Here is a 19,404-nt window from a genome sequence, read left to right as displayed (position 1 = left end):
GCCGGTTTACTGCCTCATCTCCATTTTTCTTTGAGGTAAAACACGCTGTCATGAAAATCAAACTGCTATTTGCCCTCAATAATGCCTATCTGATCCTTATCCTTTTGCTTGCGTCGATTATCTATTCAACACCGGTGCAAGCCAATGTCTTTTCACCCTATCAAAACGGTCTTCAGAACAGGGATCCCATCCAGGGGCTTCACATCAGAAACCACACCTTCTACGATGTGGAAGACCCTATCCGTTGGTTTTGCGAAAAGTATGACATCCGGGATGCCTATATCCGGGTGAGTTTTTTGGACGATTTGTCTGATTTCCACGGAATGATCACCCACCATCAACCCAACATCTACTTCATCAGATTAAAGAAAAGATGTCTTAATATAGGAATGGTATTGATGCATGAATTGGTACACATGCATCAATACCATTCAGGACAACTCACCCAGTCTGAAGAGAAGTCTGTGATGTATCACGGCAGAAGAATCAATCTTGACGAAATTTCCTATAAAGAAAGGGAATTTGAAAAAGATGCCAATAGAGACGGGCTCCTGCTATGGAGGGACTATAAAAGACTCCAACGCAAGGGCAAGCAAGAGGGATAAGGCTAATCCGGATTCTTCAACCCGAAATATGCATTAGGAATCCTACGCCGCGGTGTATAAGTTTTTCCGGCCATCTGTTGATGTTAGCTTTTGATAATAGGCAAATACCTTTCTTTGTTTTCGAAACCTGCCCAAATAAGAATCGCCGCCATCACAAATGGGACAGGATTGTAATCTCCTAAAGTGATATGGTGCGCAAGGATTCCCACCATCAGCGGGACAAGTATCAGAATGCCCAATGCCCGCCATTTGGGAATGATGAGCAGTACACCTCCTATAATCTCAAAGATGGCGATGAGTGGCATAAGCCAGGTAATCGTCATCATGGCCTCAAACATGGTCATTACTTCCTCCGGTAAATCCTCGGGCATGGGAATGTAGTTGAAAAACTTGTTGAGACCTGAGTTAATAAACATCAGTCCGGTCAGGAGACAGGCAACGAAAAGGATTTTATTCTTCATATGGTTATGGTTTGTTTTTAAGCGGTCAGATGGAATGCCCTAAATAATCATTCCTCTGTGTGAGAAACCTTTCTCATGAGCATTTCATGTTGAAAGGTTTTTTGGTTTAACTATTATAATTATGGAAACCGTTTTGACTATACCAATCCCTCATTGGGGGGAATACGGAGTATGAAGCAACCTTATTGGGATTAGCTTACTTTCACCCCCAGCGAGGTAAACATATATTTCTCAATATCTTACTTAAAAAACCAACTCCACGGGTATTAATACTATAAATATACTATTCTAATTGTAACAGCCATAAAAAATTCAGAGTGGAAGTTGATTTTATCGGGTAGGTATATGCTCCTATCTCCGGAGGATAAACAGAAAAGTTCTAGAGTGTGTAGTCCGTGGAGTAGCGCTAAATGCATATAGGTCAATGGATGGTCTAGCTTCAATTTCCGATTCACCTGTACCGATAAAGTTAAGTCTTTTCTCTCCGTTCTTTTGCCTTGACGCAAAAGAACCCCGCCGCGTCGGGCAGGCAAAAAGCCAAGTCGCAGCAAAGCTTCCACGTTAAGGGTTAATAGGTTAAAAGTTCACATGTAGTGTATGGAGAGAATTTAGATTGATGTATCTCCAGACTCTGTAAATACGAAGCAATGCCGGAGGCATGACCGATTATATTGCCCAGCATTTCAATGCTGGGTTTAAAAAGTTCAATAACCCCGGCCTCCTGCCTAGGAATATCGTCTGGAAATCGGAGCTAATTCAGGAGGATGGAAAGGTGTATTTGTGTTTATCAAATCCAATTTCCCTATTGACCAGTATCGATAGTGTTGATGTATTTTTTCTCTCTTACTTTTTGAAGGCAAAAAGTAACAAAAACCTTCGTCGCAGCAAAGCTTCCCCCCGCAGACCAGCCGCCTGGCCCGCTGCTGCGACCACCTCCCCGCCTTCACACTAAACCAAGGTGCTAAAAAAAGAGGTTAAGGGTTAAATGGTTAAAAGTTCACCTGTAGTGTGTGGAGAGTATTTAGATTGATGTGCCTCCAGACTCTGTAAATACGAAGCAATGCCGTAGAGCCAGTCCCGATTCTTTCGGGACATGACCGATTATATTGCCCAGCATTTCAATGCTGGGTTGAATAAAGTTCAAAGGGCATTGCCTTCCTCCTGCGGCGGACAGGCCTGCCCTGGATCATCGTCTGGAAATGGGGAATGGTGCAGGAGGTGGAAAGGATGCTCGGTATGTATTTTATCCATCCGCAATTGCTCTATTGACCCATATCGATAAAGTCAAGTCTATTCTCTCCGTTCTTTTGCCTTGACGCAAAAAGAGGGCTGAGCGTAAAATAAATGTCCAGTGGACATTTATAGCGAGGAGCCAGAATGGCGGGTGGGGTCAAGACGCTTCCTCCCCTGCACGCTGGCCCAAGCCTAAATTCTTTCACTGAAAGAATTTTTAACGGCTTGTCCTCCCCCGCAAGCCAGCCGTCTGGCCCGCTGCTGCGACCACCTCCGCGCCTTTACACTAAGCCAAGGTGCTAAAAAAGAGGTTAAGGGTTAATAGGTTAAAAGTTCACATGTAGTGTGTGGAGAGAATTTAGATTGATTTATCTGCAAATCCCGTAGAAATTAAAGCTTGCCGTAGGTAGGCACTATGGGTAGCTCGGGGTTTCAACCCCGAGTAAATAAAGTTCAAAGGCCATTGTCTCCTGCCCCAGAGCATTGTCCGGAAATAGGAGCTAGTGCAGGAGGTGGAAAAGGCGCTCGGTATGTATTTTATCCATCCGCAATTGTTCTATTTACCCCTATCGATAAAGTCAAGTCTATTCTCTCCGTTCTTTTGCCTTGACGTAAAAGGAGGGCTGAGCGTAAAATAAATGTCCAGTGGACATTTATAGCGAGGAGCCAGAATGGCGGGTGGGGTCAAGTCGCTTCCTCCCCTGCACGCTGGCCCAAGCCTAAATTCTTTCACTGAAAGAATTTTTAACGGCTTGTCCTCCCCCGCAAGCCAGCTGTCTGGCCCGCTGCTGCGACCACCTCCGCGCCCTAAATACTAAATCAAGCTGCCAAATCGATTATCTAGTGCAGGTGGCAGAGACAGAAGGTCAGGTAAGCACTATGCCGCCGTTCGTGTCATCACGAACGGCTAATACTAATGCTGTCCAACAGTCTGGAAACGGGGGCAACTCCCCCTTCAGCACCTATATTTCATAACCCGGCTCAAGGGCATTCTCTAAACCCAGATGCTAAATCTCAAATAACAGCACGTTTTCTGAACATGATATTCCTCCTTCCATTTAATGACTTCCCGAACTTCCGTTGATATATGCCTTATACCTGGAGGTATCCGCCGTCCAGGCTCCACTTCCTCCGGCCAACAATAAAAGACTATGGATCCAGTCCCTGCATCCACACGATTGGCTCCACACCTCCCCGGCAAGGAGCAGTATCCTTTTTCTGAGGCTGTTTATTTCCTGCTGTACCCAAGCGGGGGCTTCATCCCCCATATCTTCTCTAAGAATCAGTACTTCATTGTGGACATCGCCTATAGCCAGCTCCTTTTTATAGGATGCCAGGTCATTAGATAGGCAGATATACCTGACCGTAGTGTACTCCAACAGCTCAGCTTCGCATGCAAGGCCTGCTCTTTTCTTTCTGAGAAATTGCATCGCCAGGTATGCTCCGGAGGCAATAGGCCTGTATAATCTGTATTCTTTCAGCACAGGAGAGGTGCCGTACAGCTTAATTTGGATTTCCCATTGCAGGGCTTCCAGGTAATCAAACCAGGCTATATCCCATTCCCCTTTTGCTCCGGAAAAAGCATTTTCCTGCTGGATAGCCTGATGCAGCAGCAGAAGCGTACTGCCTAAACTTTGCAGCCTGGCATCGGCATGGAAGGATTGGCCTGCTTTCAGACTTTTCAGAAATTCTATCATCCCGGGCTCCATCCGGATATCCAGCAGATCATCCAGTAAAAAGAGGCAGAGGAAGAATTTCATAATCAGCTCCAGGCGCTCGGGCATCTCCTCCGGAAAAAGATAGCCTGCAAACCAGTTCACCTTCTGCAGTCTGCAGCGCTCAAGCTCAGCGGGACTTTCAAACAATCCTGTCGACCGTGCCCACACTAGGATTTTGTCGCTCAGTGTGGGGGTATGAAGATTCAATGCTGAACTGAACTGCATGCTACTCATGACTATTCATTTTTAAGTCATGCTTCCATCTCTCCACCGTGCGGGTGCTTACATCAAAAAAAGAAGCTAAGTCTGCATTTGTTATTTCAGATTCCAGTCTGGGAAATTCGTCCATAAGAATCTGATACCCCCTCCTAAGTCCCAGCTTGGAGATATGGTGAACAGTTGCATTTCTTTCGGCTATCCTATGGATAACCTTATGGGCCAAAAGAACCAGTTCAGCATGCCTGCCCAAGAGCATAGCTTCTGCTTCTTTGGGGAACTCCATAAACACCACATCAGAAATAGCTTTTAACATCGTAGGGCCGGGGATGCCGGCGCGAAAGGAACTTTCATCAAAAACGATATCAGATGCCTGGAATATTTTTACCAGCATCAACTTTTCACCGTTAGGTGTAAAAGAGCCTGCAAATCCTTCAAGTAAATACCGGCTTGCCTTATCTGCTGTTCCGGATTTCTTGATTATAGTTCCTCTTTTTAAACGAACCTCTTTCAAATAGGGCGATACCCATTCATAGGTTTCCCGGGGAAGTTTAAGTATCTGATCAAAGTCCTTGATCAGCTGATTCAAAAATTCTGATTCCATATCTCTTATATTTATCTAAAAACTATTCTCCCACCGGCAAAGCAGGATTTATGAAAAACGATACAAAGTGGGAAGGTTATCAACCTTATGGATTCCTTCCTGTAGCCGGATTTTCTTTGAAAGAAAAGTATACAATCCGGGCAGGGCCCCCTATTTTAAACTAAATACTCAGTATTAATTTAATGTTATGTGTTAAAATCTCAAAAGTTACCTTCTGATTTTTAGCTTTTTAGAATAAAAAACCGACAGATGTCGGTTTTTTTTGGTGTAGAGGAGCAGTTTCCGACAAATGTCATTGCTAAAAAACCACTAGTCACCTACTTTTCAATCAGTTAAGCACCCCGCTTACTAAACTTTAAGAAGCACTTGCCCAGAATCAAAGAGTACAGTATATAAAGCTGAAAAAATGAAACCCAATCCATCACCACTTACCACAGTCCTAGCCGAGGGAGCAGCCTTGCTTCTGGCAGCACTCTTCGCCTATACGGCGGTGAGTAAGGTGTATGATTGGAGTGGCACCCGGATGGCGATGTACAATCAGGTATTTCCTATCTGGATAGCGGATATCATCCTGTATGTACTGCCTCTGGTGGAACTGGGAGTCGCCGTACTACTGCTGGTTCCGGGCTGGCGGAAGATAGGATTGCTGCTGAGCGTGATACTGCTGAGTCTATTTACGGGATACATCACGCTGGTATGGCTGGGGCTTACAGAACGCGTCCCCTGCTCCTGCGGCGGGGTGCTCAGTAGTCTGGGCTGGGGAGAGCATCTGGTGTTTAATCTGGTGTTTTTGGGAATGGCGGTGTGGGGGTTGAGGCACAGAGATGCACAGAGAAAATGTGAGATACACAGAGAGGTTGGAGGTTAAGGGTTAAAAGATTAAGGGTTAATCTGCTATTGGTTATTGGAATTCAGAATGGTCAGGCGGAGCGAAGTCGAAGCCTAGTAGAGGAATATAGGTTAAGGGTTAAGGGTTAAAAGATTAAGGGTTAATCTGCTATTGGTTATTGGAATTCAGAATGGTCAGGCGGAGCGAAGTCGAAGCCTAGTAGAGGAATATAGGTTAAGGGTTAAGGGTTAAGGATTAAGGATTAAAGGTTAACCTGTACAGCGTGGTGAGAATTTAGATTGATGTATCTCCCTCCAGACCCTGTTGAAACGAAACAATGCCGTAGAGCCAGTCCCGATTCTTTCGGGACATGGCAGATTTTATAGCAGCGGGTTTCAACCCGGTGCAAAAAGGACAAAAAGGCTATTGCCTCCTGCCCAAGATCACCATTTGAACACGAGAGTTAATGCAGGAGGATGGAAACGAAAAATCAGTACAAAACCATAAAACCTTTGAGGTTTGACAAACCTCAAAGGTTATGACTATAACGCCAAGGCAAATGCAGCCCAACGAATGCAATGGGAGCAGCTTTTTATTGAAGAAGAAAAAACAACACGGTCCGTGAAGCCACCAGGTGGCTGCCGGACAATAGCAGGGGGCATAAACATCCGGCCGCCCCTCTCGGAAGGAAAATCTGTCTGGATCCGAGTCAGACAGATGCACCAAAGCGACCGGAGATTAATTATTAATTTAACCAATACAATTTATGAAACTTACAACAATTAACCTCCTACGCGGAGGTGTATTTTCGCTTGCTGTGGTAGCCGCATTCGCGTTTACCCAGCCACAAGGTAATGATCCCAGATACGCAACTTTAGATGAAGGCGATAGCTGGATCTGGGTCAATGATCCTGGAGATCCTGTAGCTTATGAGTGTATAGCAGGAAATGAAGTCTGCCTATATACTCAGGAAGACATGGCCTTTCCCGCGGGACCAGCAACGGAAAAATTCCAGCTTCAGTAAACTAAGTAACCAAGCAGTGCAGCCAGAATCCGGCTGCACTGCTTTCAATCAATAGAAATTCAACTCTCTTGCCGGAATGGGCAAGGCGTATTTTTCTGAATTAGGCTGGAGCAAATACTCTTCTTCTACCACAATTCTTTTTAAGGTGGTTCTAAATCTTTCGTCTGCATTAATTCTTCTTAGATCCCCCCACCGCCTACCTCTGAAGACCAGTTCTTTTCTTCGTTCATCTAGAATAAACTGCAAGCCGTTCTCTGTGGTATAGATACTGTCAGAAGCACTCTCATACCTCGTCGCAAGCAATTCATTCAGCACGGAAGAAGCATCTTCAACCATACCCTTTCTCTCCAGACATTCTGCGTAGATTAAGTATATTTCATTAAGAGCAAGACCGGAGAAAAGTGAAGCTCCTCCAGTATAACTGCCTCTGAAGTTCATAAAACCTATCGGGCGTTTTACAAAAAAAAGATCTCCCCTGAGGTCATTGTCCCGATACATCGAATAAAGAGTGGAGTCCACTTGAAATGCAGATTGGGAATTCAAATAGCTAGCCCCGCTTATTTGGCTGTGCCATATCACTTCTTGATTAAATATCGTAAAGGGAAAGACTCTGTTTGGATCCAGATCATTATAATCGATCAACTCCATACCAGCATCCATGACTTCTGCACAGGCTTGCCATGCCAAATCATAGTCTTCCCAATCCAGATAAATCCTTGCCTTTAGCGCTTTGGCCGCTATTTTAGAAGGACGGGTTAAATATTGGGTTTGCAGCGGCAATAATACATCCGCCTGTTCAACATCTTCTCTGATTAACTTTTTAATTTGGTCTTTCCCGGCCAATTCCGGTTTTAGAGAAAGTTTACCGGAGATCTTAAATGGTATTTTCAAATCCAGTCCTATATCTTTCAGATTTGGCCCGTCCAAAAAGAGAGTATATAGATTAAAGTAGGCATTTGCACGATAGAATAAAGCAGCTCCTTTAATCGAATTCCCTATGGGAGTATCCTCTCCGATTTCATTGAGTCTTTCCAAAACAATGTTGGCAACCTGGATTTGATGATAAAGATTTCTCCAATCAAAGATCATATCATCCAATTCAAACGGCTCGGATTTCCAGATGTATAAATTCTGGTGCCATGGATCAAATGATAGAAAGCCTCCGTAATCTGAAAAATATTCATCAGAAAGCATCATTGTCATTTCAGGGGAGTTATTCATGCTGCTATAGTCCAACATAGCCTGTAAAGATTCAAGCGTATTGGGGGTATCTATTGCTGTGGATGGTTTTTCGTCAAGAAATTCCTCACACGAGGCCAATATCCAAGCAAGCAATAGTAAGTATATTTTATGTTTCATGATTTTAATAATTAGAAGTTTGCCCGAAGTCCAAATGAAATGCTGGTTAACGGTTTGGTGGATCTGAAATCAGGATCCAACGGTATATCCGTTAATTTCCATAGCACTCCGAGGTTATTGAGGTAAGTAAATGCTTCTATATCCCTGAGAGGCAACTTAGGCTTGTCTGCCTTACTCCATTTATACCCCAAACGTATATCCTGCAGTCTAATATGATCCCCTCTTTCTATGAGTGATTCAGACAGTCTGAAGAAATTATGGCGTTGGGTATCCAGATTTTCAGGACGGGAAGGTATCTGGGTAAACATCTCGTCTCCAGGCTCCACCCACCTCTCTGAATAATCAGAATGAGTGATCTCACCCCTTGAAAGTGAAGTATAATCCACTGAAGCTCTTCTAAAATAATACCCCAACCTATAAGTCACATTGAAAGAGAAGTTCCAACCTTTCCAATCGAACGTACTCCGAAAAGATCCGAAAACAGTAGGCCTAGCTGATCCGTGATGATTGATGTTTCCCATAGTGGAAGTTCCAATAATCTCAGAGTACTCATCAGATATCTCTCCATCCAAATAGCCTTGAGGATTTCCATTCGATGGGTCAAGTCCTGCCCATGGAAGAGAATAAACAGAATGCAGAGGATTTCCCTCCACAGGTACAAGATTCGAAGAATTTGCACCCAGAATCTGTGTGATAGAACGGGATCCGGCAAATTCCGTCACTTTGTCCTTCCAACCACTTAGCAAAAACTGGCTGCTCCATCGGATTGCCTTATCGACATTAACCGTATTTAAAGTGAGATCAAATCCTCGGGTAGTTGTATTAGAGAAATTTCCCCTAAACTGATACATTCCATTTGAGCCGGGAACTTCTGTTTCCCCTATTAAATCCTGACCATCCTTGGTATAATATTCCAGAATCCCACTAATTCTCCCAGATTTTGTCTCGAAATCAACTGCTAAATTAAGTATCCGGATTTTTTCCCACCGCAGATCTGGATTTGGAGGATTGGAAATGTATGCATACCTGAGACCGGGGATAAGGCTATGGAAATTATCGTATCGGATAGTTGTATAAGCGGTTGTGTTTTTATCCACATTTCCGTTGTACCCATAACTCATCCTGAGTTTTAAAAAGGGCACCAAATCCAATCCATAAAAATTCTCCTCACTAATTATCCAACCTGCACCCAAACTCCACAACGGAACTCCCTTTTGGTTGCTATCTACCCCAAAAAGATTGGACATGTCTTTTCTTGCACTTGTAGTTAACAAGTATTTCCCCAGGAATGTATATCCTACATTTCCAAAATAAGATAAGTAGCGATCGATCTCCCCGCTATGCGCACCCTGATAAGGAATAACCAAGCTACTGCCGGGATTTTGGTATTGGGGGTAGCGTGTGATAAAATCAACAGGGGTGCTCAATCCAGTAGCTTCATCATATCCATAATACCCCATTCGATCTGAAATACTACTAATATCCCGTAACTCCCACCCTCCGAGTGCGGTCAACCTGTGCGGCCCTTGGTCCAGCGAATAGGAAAGATTTGTCCTCAAATTATGGCTATGGCTAGAAGCATTTGTATTGGTAAAACGGCTTCCCCTAGGAACTGTATAGGAAAAGTTGCCGTCTTCCGATACCTGTGCATAGCTGTTGATCTGGTGGCGTATCAAAAACAAATCTTCCGTCTCTATATTTCGGGTTTCGGTGTTGTTTGTCCAATATTGGTATAGTACTTTGGCCTCCAAACCTTTTACTATAGCATAACTCAGCCCCAGATTAATTCGGGTATCCAAGGAAACCGTCCGGTCATTCCTTTTCCCTATTTCATTGACAGGGAATGATCTCCAATCCAAAAGTCCTGTACTCAGGGCACTTTCTATAAATCTGGTATTTAATCCTGCCACTATTGGCAGAGCATTTCCATGCCCATCTACAAGTGCTTCATAAGGCCCGGGGTTTGGCATTCCGGTATCGGAAAAGTGCTCCGCCCTACTCAAATAAAGCCCAGTGGAAATCTCCATTTTCCCCTTAGCCAACTTCCAGTTCTGTTTTGCATTTAGGGTAATCCTATCATCTTTAGTTCCAATCTGACCGGATAAGTTGTGATCATATCCGCCGGAAAAATTGAAAAGATAGGCTTCCCCCCCGCCGTTTACCTGAAATGCATATTGCTGCTGAGCTGCCGGACGATAATACAAATCAGTCAGATCCCTCCTGTTATCCCGGGTACTGTATAGCGCCAATAATGCATCAGCCTCATGCAGACTCATTTCACCTTCCCTTGCTGCCAAGAGCGTTTCCACCACCGGAGACAGGGGTGTTCTTGCCGATGAGTTAATTCTTGAATTGTAATATCCAGACTCAAATAGCCTTCTCTCCTGCTCTATGAAATCGCTAACCTCCATTTGTGGGGCATAAAATAAGTCCGGCTTTTCCTGTATCGTCAAGTTCGACTGAAAGGAAACTCGCAATGACTGTTTGTATTGGCCGGATTTGGTGGTGATCACGATCACTCCATTGCCTGCCTGAGCTCCCCAGATAGAGGCCGCGGCGGCATCCTTTAAAACCGTAATGGATTCCACATCATTCGGATTAATATTATCAATACTGCCCTCATAAGGAAGATTGTCTACTACGATCAGAGGCTGGGTATTGCCGAACAGCGTACTCCTGCCCCTTATGTTTATAGGCTCGGTGGAAGATGAATTTCTGTTGAAAATCACCCCCGAGGAGACATCTTCTATCCTTTCCAGAATTTGGGCACCTACCCGACGGTCTATCAGCTCCCTGTCTAAATGTACAAATGAACCCGTAGCCCTTTCTTTGGGTATCTCCTGATAGCCTGTTGAGACCACCTCCACCTCCCCAAGAGCCATTTCATCTGCTTCCATCATTATGCTAAGAAGGCCGTGCTGTGGGACTTCTATCGTCCTACTGGCCGTATGGAAGCCAATGAAGCTAATGGTCATCCTGTGCGTCCCCTGTATCAGGTAAAATGAGAACCGCCCCTCTTCATCCGTCACTTGGGAGCTCCCTGTTTCTTTGATCGAAATCAAAGCACCTGCCAATGGCATCTCCGTTTCCGACTCCAGAACCTTCCCATGTACTGCCAGAAGGCTATCCTGCATGGCGGATACCGATTGGATCTGCAAGTAGGTTACTATAAGGAAAAGCATCCTTTCCTTGACTATTTTTATATATAGCTTCTTATTCATTTCAATAAAGTGTCAGTAGTGGAAACTGAAAGGGTTTTGTTGCTTTCTCCTACTGTTTTAAGGCTGGATTCTTTGGGCAGATAGCTTTGGATTAGCCTGATCCAACCTTCAAGGTTTTTAGGAAATTCTCCTGCCTGAAGTATTTTCCCCTCCCTGTCAAGTAACATCTGAGCAGGAAAGGCACGGATGAATGTTTGACGAAGGGAGGGGTGGGAAGAACCTCCGGAGTAGAGGTTGATACTCTGTGGAGTAGTATATTTACCACTGGCCAGACTCTTCTTCCAGCGCTCCTCGTTTCGATCTCCAGATATCGTCACAAACAATAAGTCCTCCTGAGTTTCAAACTCACGCATAAGTGGCAGGAATGTATTTTCTGCAAAATCCTGGCAAGCTCCACATCCACTCAGCCAATAGTCTATAAGCACTATTTTTCCTTTCCATTCCTCCGGAAAGACTCTGTTTCCGGATGTGCCTATGAATCCGTGAGGTGAAAAATCACTTCCTTTTAGGACTGATTTCCGAATTACTTCCAGCTGAGCACCAATCCACAAAACCCGGGATTCGGACAGCACACGGGAAAAAAGGGAATCTGCATTTGGGAGATCCTTATGCTCTCTGATCAGATAAAGAGAGTTGACTTGATCACGCAGAGGACCGGGAATGGATGCTGTCAAGTGTAGAAATGAAACCGGCGTCAATGATTCCAACAAGATGTTTTCCATTAAGAGACTTTCAGCAAATTCAAAGGGAAGTATACCCGATAAATCTTCAGGGAGAAGCCCGGAAACATCAAGTCCATGACCGAGAATAACTTCCGCCCAATCATGATTTTTGGGCCGGCAAGCTTTGACAAACTTCAACGCGGAATTTTGAAAGACCCCGGTCCAGTAGATTTTCAACCACTGATGCAATGGTGCTTTTAGTACATCACTATAGCGTTCTAATTCCACAAAGACCGGGTGGGAAATCCGTGAGGAGAACAGGTTTTCTGCCCGCTCTATTCGCATTGTTTCGGTTTCAAGCAATTCCAGCTTTCGGTTCCAAGCAGGAACATAACTCTCCAGAACGGCATTATATTCGGTTTTCTTTTCCTGTGTATTGAGCATCACAGCTGCATTCGGGATAATCATTACCGGATTGCGCCCTTCACTCTCTCCCAGGGCTATTTCCTTCAGCTGGCGCTGCACCCTAACATGGGCGGCTGCCGGCCCTGAGAAGTGGAGCTGCTGTTTTGATAGATTCCAGTGAACGATTAAGGAATCTCCCGGCTGTACCCAGATGTTCTGGAGTAATGGAACGTCTTTAGCGTAAAGATTGAACCGGGCAAAAGGCTCGTTTATAGGAAGTCTAAGCAGAAAAGTCTGCTTTCTTGAAGTACCTGCATAGAAGCTTCCTTTTTGTAGGGATATGCTATCTTTTTGGATATCCATCAGCCCGTAGTAGGGATCTAGCTCTCGCTGGACGAGTTCGTATACCAAATCCAATGTGTCTGATGGATGAGCACTAATCTCCCCCTTCAGTGTGAAGAACCCCACCCCAGAAGCAGAAGAGCCTGCGCTCTTCTGCCCTTGTCCGGAGTGATCAACCAAACCATTTTGCTCCGGCAAAGTATCGGGACGGATTGCTCCGCCCCGATGGGAGTCTCCCGGATCAGGGGAGACCTGGGGCACAGACCTATGAAGAAAATCCGCCCCGGGTGAATCAGCAACTTGTGCTGTCGTGGTGCTTGTGGGAAGACATAGCAGTCCCAGTAAGCAGATGAGTAATGTTTTTTTCATGCTTTTAGTGTTTATGCTGGAAGACGGGAGACGGAAGTGTGTCACGCCCGAACTAAGTCGAAGCGCAGTCTCAGTCGCAGTTTTCAGCAGTCAGTGTTACCGTCACTGCGAGGCGAGGTACGAGCCGCGGCAGTCTCAGTCACTGTAGCCAGTGTTACCCTCACTGCGAGGACGAAGAGCCTGTCCCGATCCGTCATTGCGAGGACGAAGGACGAAGCAATCTCAGTCACAGCCTTCAGTGAGCAGTCGCAGTGAGCAGTAGCCAGTGTTCTGCACTACCGTCACTGCGATCCGCCACAGGCGAGAGAAGCAGTCTCAAGTGTGACCGTCACTGCGAGGCGAGGCACGAGCCGCGGCAGTCTCAAGTGTTACCGTCATTGCGAGGACGAAGGACGAAGCAATCTCAACGTGCTGAGCACATTCTTACGAGATTGCCGCGTCAAGCCACACTCCTATCGTCGTGTGCCTTTCCTCCCTCCTTCGGCGGACAGGCGCAATGACGTTCCACACTAGCCAGGTCTCTTGACTCTAGACTCTACCCTCTTGATACCTGATACTTGCTACTTGCTACTAACAAGACACACCTCTTCTACCCTACTGTCTACCGATAGTCCAGCAATAGTTTTAACCAATAAATAAATGTGTAGTAGCCGATCTGCTCAGAGGCGCGCGCTGCCTCCTTAATCGGCGATGGCCGGAACCCTTAGATAGGATTCTTGGGCTTCAGGGGATATAGGCGATCTACCGCGGCGATGCCCTGCTCCTCTGGTAATGAATAATAGGTAAGAGAACTCTGTGACCCAAAATAAAAATGCGCAGACATATCCTTCTTCCAGAATACTGATCCCGGGAAACAACTTAATCCAGAAAAAATCAAGGTCTGTTCCATTATACTTGGGTTATAACGATAGTCCAAGTTGAGACCAAGCCAAAAGAATAGAGGCAGGTTCTCAAACTGCAAGTTGTAAGGTACGTAGGGAACCTTGCTGACAAATGTCAACTAAAACGCATGCAGAGAGAACCCACCTCTATACTGTAAATATAGAGAGTGGGCTTCTACTCTTTGTCCTGCGTTTTAAGAAATTTCCTACGTTTCTACAACTGGACTCCGACTAGACGCCAGAATTATTAAATTCTATATTCCGCTAATATAAACATTTGTATTCAAAAAAGAAATAAAAACATAAATAATGAGGACAAAAGTTTCTGTGAATTTGCCTGATGGCAATAAAGGAAAAAACAAAGGTTGATTTAAAGCGATTAGCAGAGAATTTACAATCACTTAGAAAGCAAGCCCTAATAACAATCAAGGGAATAGAAGCTTACACAGGAAATGATGGAGGTCATTACCGAAAATATGAGTATCCAGATAATAAAATAACTCCAAACGTTAATACACTTGCTCGATTATCTAAGTTTTACGGAGTAACCATAGATGATCTTTTTAAAACGAAAAACCTAGCTCTAGGATCAGACTTAACGGAATTAGAATTATTCAAAAAGGAATACGGCTCATTTCCGGAATATTTCATGAATTCTTTATCTGTACCTGACTTCATTCGACTAAAGCTATTTCCTCTTCCCGAAATGAAGAGCGGTCTGAAGGTTTCAGAAATTATAGATTTATTCCCTGACGAAGCAATAAGTAGTAAATCCCTCTCCAGAGAGCTATCTCGAATGGTAAATAAAGGAAAACTCGAGCGAGAAGATTCGAGTGGAAAAGGATCTGTCTTTATCTATAAGTTAAAAATGGGCATTACCCAAAAAGACCTAATTGATTAAACTCGATGTCTGGAATAGCCCCAAATTCCCCATTTAGATAATCATTTTTAAAGGATTTATCAGCTCTTGCTCCTTCCTTTAAAATTGAATTTAGTTCAGTCCCCATCTTTGTTCTAGAGATTAATAAAATCTGGTCCCTCCTAAGTAATTTCCTGTCCATAATATCAGTCATTTGATTAATAAAAACCAATTGACTTCCATTGGAATTGAAACTTTCACTACAAAATAGACGAATAATGAATCTGACAAGATGAAAATGCAATCTAGCGTCCATTTCATCAATAATAATTGGATAACCATTTTGTAAGCTATTTATTATTGGGCCAGCAATAGAAAAGAATTTTTGAGTTCCAGCAGATTCTTCCTTCAAATCAAATTCTACTTCATCAACAACTTGTCCATGTAGATCATAAACTTTGTGACTAGTAAATATTTGATATTGTTTGGGAGAATTTTTTCTAACTAATTCTTTTATTTCTGGACTAAAGAACTGCAAGAGATTTTCATCAATATTTACAGCTCTAACTGCAACACCATCGAAATCAAATCCAGCACCCTTGAAGACACTTAGCAAAAAATCATCACTTTTCTTTCTCCCAAAAAGTTGAGCGGTATAACCCGTAAATGAGGGAAAATTAGTTTCGGTAATTACAGTCAGATTATTAAACCAATTAAAAATTTGAGTTGAAATAACTCCGTTTAATTGGGCCAATGTTGAGAGAAATAGAGATTGACTTTTTACAAACTTCTGCTTTCCATACCCCTCTGAAAAATTTGGACTTAGCTCAATTTTTTCCTCAATTCTTTCAAAGTACAATTTTTCAGTAGTCTTAAGGATCAAGTACAAATACTCCCTCCAAACTTTTTTCTTATCAACTGAAAAACCATACTTAAATCGTTGGCCATTTGTAATGAATTCAACTTCAAACTGAGATGGTTCATTTTGAGATTTAACTAAAAGCTTGTAAGGCTCCACTTCAATTTCATTTATTCTGGCATCTTGCTTTGCTGAGTTTAAAACAAAATCTCTAGTAAAGCTTATAGCCTTAATTAAATTAGTTTTGCCACTTGCATTTGCTCCAAATAATGCCAGAGCTTTTAGTAGACTAAGTTTTGGGAAATCTTCCAATTGGATCAAATTTGATTCCTCTAATTGCTTTAAAGACTCGGAAATGAAACTCAGATTAAGTCTCTTGTAAATGGACTTATAGTTTTCTGCAGAGAATTGAATTATCATGATTTCACAGAATTCTGATTTTTTAATGAAATTTCACCCGTTAATTTAAACTTTTTTTTAAAAAAAATCATTAATCTGTAAAATTCGCTTTGAAAATTAAAAGTGAATAAATAACTTTAGATCAATAAGTTAATAGACCAATACTTTATGAGGTAAAAAAAATAATTCAAAAATAAAAACCAGGCAAAAATCACCTGGCTTCATTTTAATTAGGAAATCCACACACAATACTTGTGAAATGGAGGTACGTTTTTATTGGTACTTCAAACTTACCCTCCCTCCTTTTAAAAACCAAGCCTAAAGTGATTTTTTATACACTAGATATATGTGTGTACAAGGCTTTTTATTATTAAAACTTAAGTTCAACTATTTTCCGAACCCTGTCAAAAAAATCGATAAGGATTTAAGGCATTTGCCAATACAACTAAATCCTTTTCGATTCAAAAAAAGCAAGCCATTTGCAGATAATGCAGGTAAAGAAGCAGTGAAGACCATGCCCCAAATTCTTAATCCAAAGAGTTGGCAAGGGATTAAAAGAGGTTTAACAAAAGGGTAATTCATAGAAAAAAGATGGAATACCATTTAAATAAAAGGAGTGAGAAAAAAGAGGGCAAGAAATTTAAATAACCAGCTAATATGTCGAAGCCATTTAAAATACTCTCAATTGACGGAGGAGGTATAAGGGGATTGATCCCAGCTAAAGTACTCATGGAGCTTGAGCGCGAACTACAAAAAACATCTCCAGACAAGAAACTTTATGAACATTTTGATTTAATCTGTGGTACATCGACTGGATCCATTCTCGCTATCGCTATTGCTTTAGGTATTCCCTCTACTGATCTAGTGGCCTTTTACAAGGCATACGCCAATATTATATTTCCAAAATGGTATCTAAAAATTGTTCCTAGGCAAGCCCGGGCTTTCATTACGTCTATCTACAGTAACAAAGCACTACGAAAGAAGCTTGAAGAAATTTTCACTCAAGCGAATGGCGGCAAAGCTCCACTCTTAAATGACCTAAAGACTAGGGTATGCATCCCTGCATTTAACGGGAATGAAGGTCAGATTAATGTTCTAAAAACACGTCACCATGAAGAATATTTAAGAGATTACAAATTACCTGCACATGAAGTAGCACTTGCCAGTGCATCCGCACCAGTATATTTTCCACCACATTCTTTCTCATTCTCGAATGAATTTGGGTCCGGCAAAAACATCAACATGATAGATGGTGGTATTTTTGCCAACAATCCTTCTCTTATCGGCATATTGGAAGCCACGGAGAAGCTGGGGCATTCTTTTTCGGACATTAGTCTATTATCCCTAGGAACAGGAAAGGGAAAACATATTATCAAAACCGGTTGGAAGCCAAAAGACATCTGGTTTTGGCTATTCCCTAAACCAAGACTGCTAGATATAATTCTAGACAGCCAAGCACAAATCACCGAACAATATATCAACTTTTTGAAACGCATCTGTGATAAAACAGATGGTGGTTTTGACTATTTACGGATTCAGTACGATATGGGTGGTGACACTATTGACCTAAATGCATCTGGAAAGAAAGACTTGGACCGACTAGAAGCTATTGGTGATGAATTAGCTAAAAACAATCTCATAAAAATCATTAAACAACTTAAAACAAAGTAAACATGGCAGACTGTCACAATCTATTCGCGGAATATCGAGATGAAATTTCCATTGGATCAACAAAAAAAAACAGAATGATTTCTTCAAAAGACTCACTGCGAAGAAGAATTCGTAAATGGTTCAAGGATAATCATCCCGAGTATGAACCTAAGTTTTACATTCAAGGCTCACATAAGATGAAATCGGGTATCCGTACAAAAGAAGATATCTGTGATCTAGATGACGGAATCTATTTTTTTCAGAAAACCTGATGTAACAGCAACAACTTTGCAAGGTTGGGTTTGGGAAGCGGTGTATGGTTACACTGATACAACACCTGAACACCGCAAGAAATGCGTCCGATCAATTTTTGCAGGAGATTATGAAATTGACCATCCTGTATATTATAAAATTGATGGGGAGAATTACAGAATTGCCATAAAAAATGTTGGCTTTGAAGACAGTGACCCTAAAGAAATGGTCGAATGGTTTCAAAGAAAGAAAGATAAGGAAGGAAAATTGATCAGGCAGGTTATGTACCTTAAAGGATGGGGAGATGACTGTAATCAAAAGATGCCTAGTGGGTTAGCAATGACCATACTAGCCACAAATGCTAAGGAAAAAATCGTGCTTAATGAGCGTGATGATATAACTTTAAGAGACATTCTTAAAGAAATTAAAAAGGAATTGGACAGAGAATTTAAGTGTGTAGTGCCTGCTGTCCCAAACGATAATCTATTTGCCGACTATGATGAAACCCGCAAAAACAATTTCTTAACTTCGCTAAACAGAATCATTGAGGATGCAGATAAAGCACTTCGTGAGGAAAACCAATTGGCTGCAAGTAAACTTTGGAGAAAACATCTTGGTGACCGTTTTCCAGAAGGTAAAGATGAAAAGCAGCAAAACAATTCTCGCCATTCAGCAGCCATTATAGCAGGAGCTTCCACTTCAAATCCATGGGCTTGTGATTAGTGGCTACCATCTCTTCAGAGAAGAGGCCTCTGGCTGCACAAGTAAATACCCAAGTCTACAATATGTAGAGGAAAAGGAAGGTATTCCTACAATTCAAGGGGAATTGATTTTGGAAAGTGATCAGGGCGAGGAAATAGATTCTTATAAAATAAAAATTATTTGTTCGCCTGATTATCCATCAAACTTTCCAATAGTATTTGAAACAGGCGGTAGGATTCCACCAAATATAGAGTGGCATGTACATTCGGATCGACATGCTTGTATTTGCTCTTGGCCAGAAGAATTAATTCTTTGCAGCCAAGGCATAACACTTCTCTCCTTTATTGAAAATCAGGTTACCCCATATTTTTTTAATCAAAAACATCGGGAAGTAAATGGTTTTTTTCTAAGAGAAAGGGCTCACGGAATGCGTGGAAATCTGGATTTTTTTAAGGAAACATTTAGAACAACCAACCTGAGAAAAATTGTAAGCTTCCTTGAATACATTAAGTCAAACCCAGAGCCTAATCGGACAAACGATTGCTTTTGTGGAAGTGGGGATAAATTCAGAAAATGTCATAGAGATGAATTTAGGAAATTCAAGCCTTTGTCGTCAGAGGCAATTGATACATTTATGGGTTTCATAATGACTTGTGAGCTTCACCAAAAGTAAATAAATATAAATTCGGCCATACCCATTTTCCAGACTCAAATTCTCTAAAATACCTAGATTTCTTTAGGAGTAAGTGATGCG

Annotated in this window: 15 protein-coding genes; 8 read left to right on the top strand and 7 right to left on the bottom strand. The window is 42.4% G+C overall.

Translation table 11 applies throughout. The annotated features are described in order from the left end of the window. The first annotated feature begins 50 nt into the window (after window positions 1–50). Window positions 51–605, top strand: a complete 555-nt coding sequence (locus tag J2X69_RS02065; protein ID WP_310097666.1) for a hypothetical protein — start codon at window positions 51–53, stop codon at window positions 603–605. Window positions 606–688: 83 nt separating this feature from the next. Here the strand turns inward: J2X69_RS02065 and J2X69_RS02060 are convergent, their stop codons facing one another. The 3 genes from J2X69_RS02060 to J2X69_RS02050 form a co-directional block, all read right to left on the bottom strand. Then, window positions 689–1,066, bottom strand: coding sequence for a DoxX family protein (locus J2X69_RS02060; protein ID WP_310097663.1), 378 nt, complete (start codon window positions 1,064–1,066; stop codon window positions 689–691). 2,291 nt (window positions 1,067–3,357) lie between these two features. Continuing rightward, window positions 3,358–4,251 carry a terpene synthase family protein gene (locus J2X69_RS02055; RefSeq protein ID WP_310097660.1) on the bottom strand — a complete coding sequence of 298 codons (894 nt, stop codon included), beginning with the start codon at window positions 4,249–4,251 and terminating at the stop codon, window positions 3,358–3,360. Then, entirely contained in the window at window positions 4,244–4,837 is a 594-nt protein-coding gene (locus tag J2X69_RS02050; RefSeq protein ID WP_310097658.1) for a hypothetical protein, read from the bottom strand. The genes J2X69_RS02055 and J2X69_RS02050 overlap by 8 nt, the downstream gene beginning before the upstream one ends. Window positions 4,838–5,243: 406 nt before the next feature. Here J2X69_RS02050 and J2X69_RS02045 point away from each other — a divergent pair, with 406 nt between their 5' ends. Together J2X69_RS02045 and J2X69_RS02040 are read left to right on the top strand one after the other, a co-directional pair. Further along, window positions 5,244–5,705, top strand: a complete 462-nt coding sequence (locus J2X69_RS02045) for a MauE/DoxX family redox-associated membrane protein (RefSeq protein ID WP_310097655.1) — start codon at window positions 5,244–5,246, stop codon at window positions 5,703–5,705. 727 nt (window positions 5,706–6,432) lie between these two features. Continuing rightward, window positions 6,433–6,690 carry a hypothetical protein gene (locus tag J2X69_RS02040; protein ID WP_310097651.1) on the top strand — a complete coding sequence of 86 codons (258 nt, stop codon included), beginning with the start codon at window positions 6,433–6,435 and terminating at the stop codon, window positions 6,688–6,690. A 48-nt stretch (window positions 6,691–6,738) separates the two neighbouring features. On the opposite strand, the gene J2X69_RS02035 is transcribed toward J2X69_RS02040, so the two are convergent. From J2X69_RS02035 to J2X69_RS02025, 3 genes are read right to left on the bottom strand one after another with little or no spacing between them, the layout of a single operon-like run. Continuing rightward, on the bottom strand, window positions 6,739–8,049 hold the full coding sequence (locus J2X69_RS02035; RefSeq protein ID WP_310097648.1) for a RagB/SusD family nutrient uptake outer membrane protein: 1,311 nt from the start codon (window positions 8,047–8,049) through the stop codon (window positions 6,739–6,741). Between the two features lie 11 nt (window positions 8,050–8,060). After that, window positions 8,061–11,270, bottom strand: coding sequence for a SusC/RagA family TonB-linked outer membrane protein (locus J2X69_RS02030; RefSeq protein ID WP_310097645.1), 3,210 nt, complete (start codon window positions 11,268–11,270; stop codon window positions 8,061–8,063). Next, window positions 11,267–13,048: a hypothetical protein gene (locus J2X69_RS02025; protein WP_310097642.1), complete on the bottom strand. Its 1,782-nt coding sequence runs from the start codon at window positions 13,046–13,048 to the stop codon at window positions 11,267–11,269. The genes J2X69_RS02030 and J2X69_RS02025 overlap by 4 nt, the downstream gene beginning before the upstream one ends. 1,221 nt (window positions 13,049–14,269) lie before the next feature. On the opposite strand from J2X69_RS02025, the gene J2X69_RS02020 reads away from it, so the two are divergent. Next, window positions 14,270–14,830: a helix-turn-helix transcriptional regulator gene (locus J2X69_RS02020; RefSeq protein ID WP_310097639.1), complete on the top strand. Its 561-nt coding sequence runs from the start codon at window positions 14,270–14,272 to the stop codon at window positions 14,828–14,830. Here J2X69_RS02020 and J2X69_RS02015 read toward each other — a convergent pair. Continuing rightward, entirely contained in the window at window positions 14,805–15,959 is a 1,155-nt protein-coding gene (locus J2X69_RS02015; protein WP_310097634.1) for an ATP-binding protein, read from the bottom strand. The genes J2X69_RS02020 and J2X69_RS02015 overlap by 26 nt on opposite strands. A 744-nt stretch (window positions 15,960–16,703) precedes the next feature. Between J2X69_RS02015 and J2X69_RS02010 the strand changes: the two genes are divergently transcribed. Genes J2X69_RS02010 through J2X69_RS02000 form a run of 4 tightly spaced genes read left to right on the top strand, consistent with a single transcriptional unit; the run spans window position 16,704 to window position 19,323 of the window. Continuing rightward, the gene (locus J2X69_RS02010; RefSeq protein ID WP_310097631.1) at window positions 16,704–17,717 is read left to right on the top strand and encodes a CBASS cGAMP-activated phospholipase; all 1,014 of its coding nucleotides are present in this window, start codon (window positions 16,704–16,706) and stop codon (window positions 17,715–17,717) included. Window positions 17,718–17,719: 2 nt separating this feature from the next. Next, window positions 17,720–17,968 carry a cyclic GMP-AMP synthase DncV-like nucleotidyltransferase gene (locus J2X69_RS24830; protein ID WP_409014374.1) on the top strand — a complete coding sequence of 83 codons (249 nt, stop codon included), beginning with the start codon at window positions 17,720–17,722 and terminating at the stop codon, window positions 17,966–17,968. Beyond that, complete coding sequence (locus J2X69_RS02005) at window positions 17,937–18,671, top strand: hypothetical protein (protein WP_310097627.1); 735 nt, start codon at window positions 17,937–17,939, stop codon at window positions 18,669–18,671. The genes J2X69_RS24830 and J2X69_RS02005 overlap by 32 nt, the downstream gene beginning before the upstream one ends. Next, window positions 18,664–19,323 carry an SEC-C metal-binding domain-containing protein gene (locus tag J2X69_RS02000; protein ID WP_310097624.1) on the top strand — a complete coding sequence of 220 codons (660 nt, stop codon included), beginning with the start codon at window positions 18,664–18,666 and terminating at the stop codon, window positions 19,321–19,323. The genes J2X69_RS02005 and J2X69_RS02000 overlap by 8 nt, the downstream gene beginning before the upstream one ends. The last annotated feature ends 81 nt before the right edge of the window (window positions 19,324–19,404 follow it).

Source organism: Algoriphagus sp. 4150 (genome assembly GCF_031457395.1).
GTDB lineage: Bacteria > Bacteroidota > Bacteroidia > Cytophagales > Cyclobacteriaceae > Algoriphagus.
The sequence above is the reverse complement of the archived record's forward strand: the minus strand, read 5'-3'. Positions and strand labels throughout refer to the sequence as shown.

Bases quoted from the DNA above. Each gene is read 5' to 3' on its own strand.
- J2X69_RS02025 (WP_310097642.1), bottom strand. From the start codon at position 13,048: ATGAAAAAAACATTACTCATCTGCTTACTGGGACTGCTATGTCTTCCC.
- J2X69_RS24830 (WP_409014374.1), top strand. From the start codon at position 17,720: ATGGCAGACTGTCACAATCTATTCGCGGAATATCGAGATGAAATTTCC.
- J2X69_RS02045 (WP_310097655.1), top strand. From the start codon at position 5,244: ATGAAACCCAATCCATCACCACTTACCACAGTCCTAGCCGAGGGAGCA.
- J2X69_RS02035 (WP_310097648.1), bottom strand. From the start codon at position 8,049: ATGAAACATAAAATATACTTACTATTGCTTGCTTGGATATTGGCCTCG.
- J2X69_RS02030 (WP_310097645.1), bottom strand. From the start codon at position 11,270: ATGAATAAGAAGCTATATATAAAAATAGTCAAGGAAAGGATGCTTTTC.
- J2X69_RS02060 (WP_310097663.1), bottom strand. From the start codon at position 1,066: ATGAAGAATAAAATCCTTTTCGTTGCCTGTCTCCTGACCGGACTGATG.
- J2X69_RS02005 (WP_310097627.1), top strand. From the start codon at position 17,937: ATGACGGAATCTATTTTTTTCAGAAAACCTGATGTAACAGCAACAACT.
- J2X69_RS02040 (WP_310097651.1), top strand. From the start codon at position 6,433: ATGAAACTTACAACAATTAACCTCCTACGCGGAGGTGTATTTTCGCTT.
- J2X69_RS02010 (WP_310097631.1), top strand. From the start codon at position 16,704: ATGTCGAAGCCATTTAAAATACTCTCAATTGACGGAGGAGGTATAAGG.
- J2X69_RS02065 (WP_310097666.1), top strand. From the start codon at position 51: ATGAAAATCAAACTGCTATTTGCCCTCAATAATGCCTATCTGATCCTT.
- J2X69_RS02050 (WP_310097658.1), bottom strand. From the start codon at position 4,837: ATGGAATCAGAATTTTTGAATCAGCTGATCAAGGACTTTGATCAGATA.
- J2X69_RS02055 (WP_310097660.1), bottom strand. From the start codon at position 4,251: ATGAGTAGCATGCAGTTCAGTTCAGCATTGAATCTTCATACCCCCACA.
- J2X69_RS02020 (WP_310097639.1), top strand. From the start codon at position 14,270: ATGGCAATAAAGGAAAAAACAAAGGTTGATTTAAAGCGATTAGCAGAG.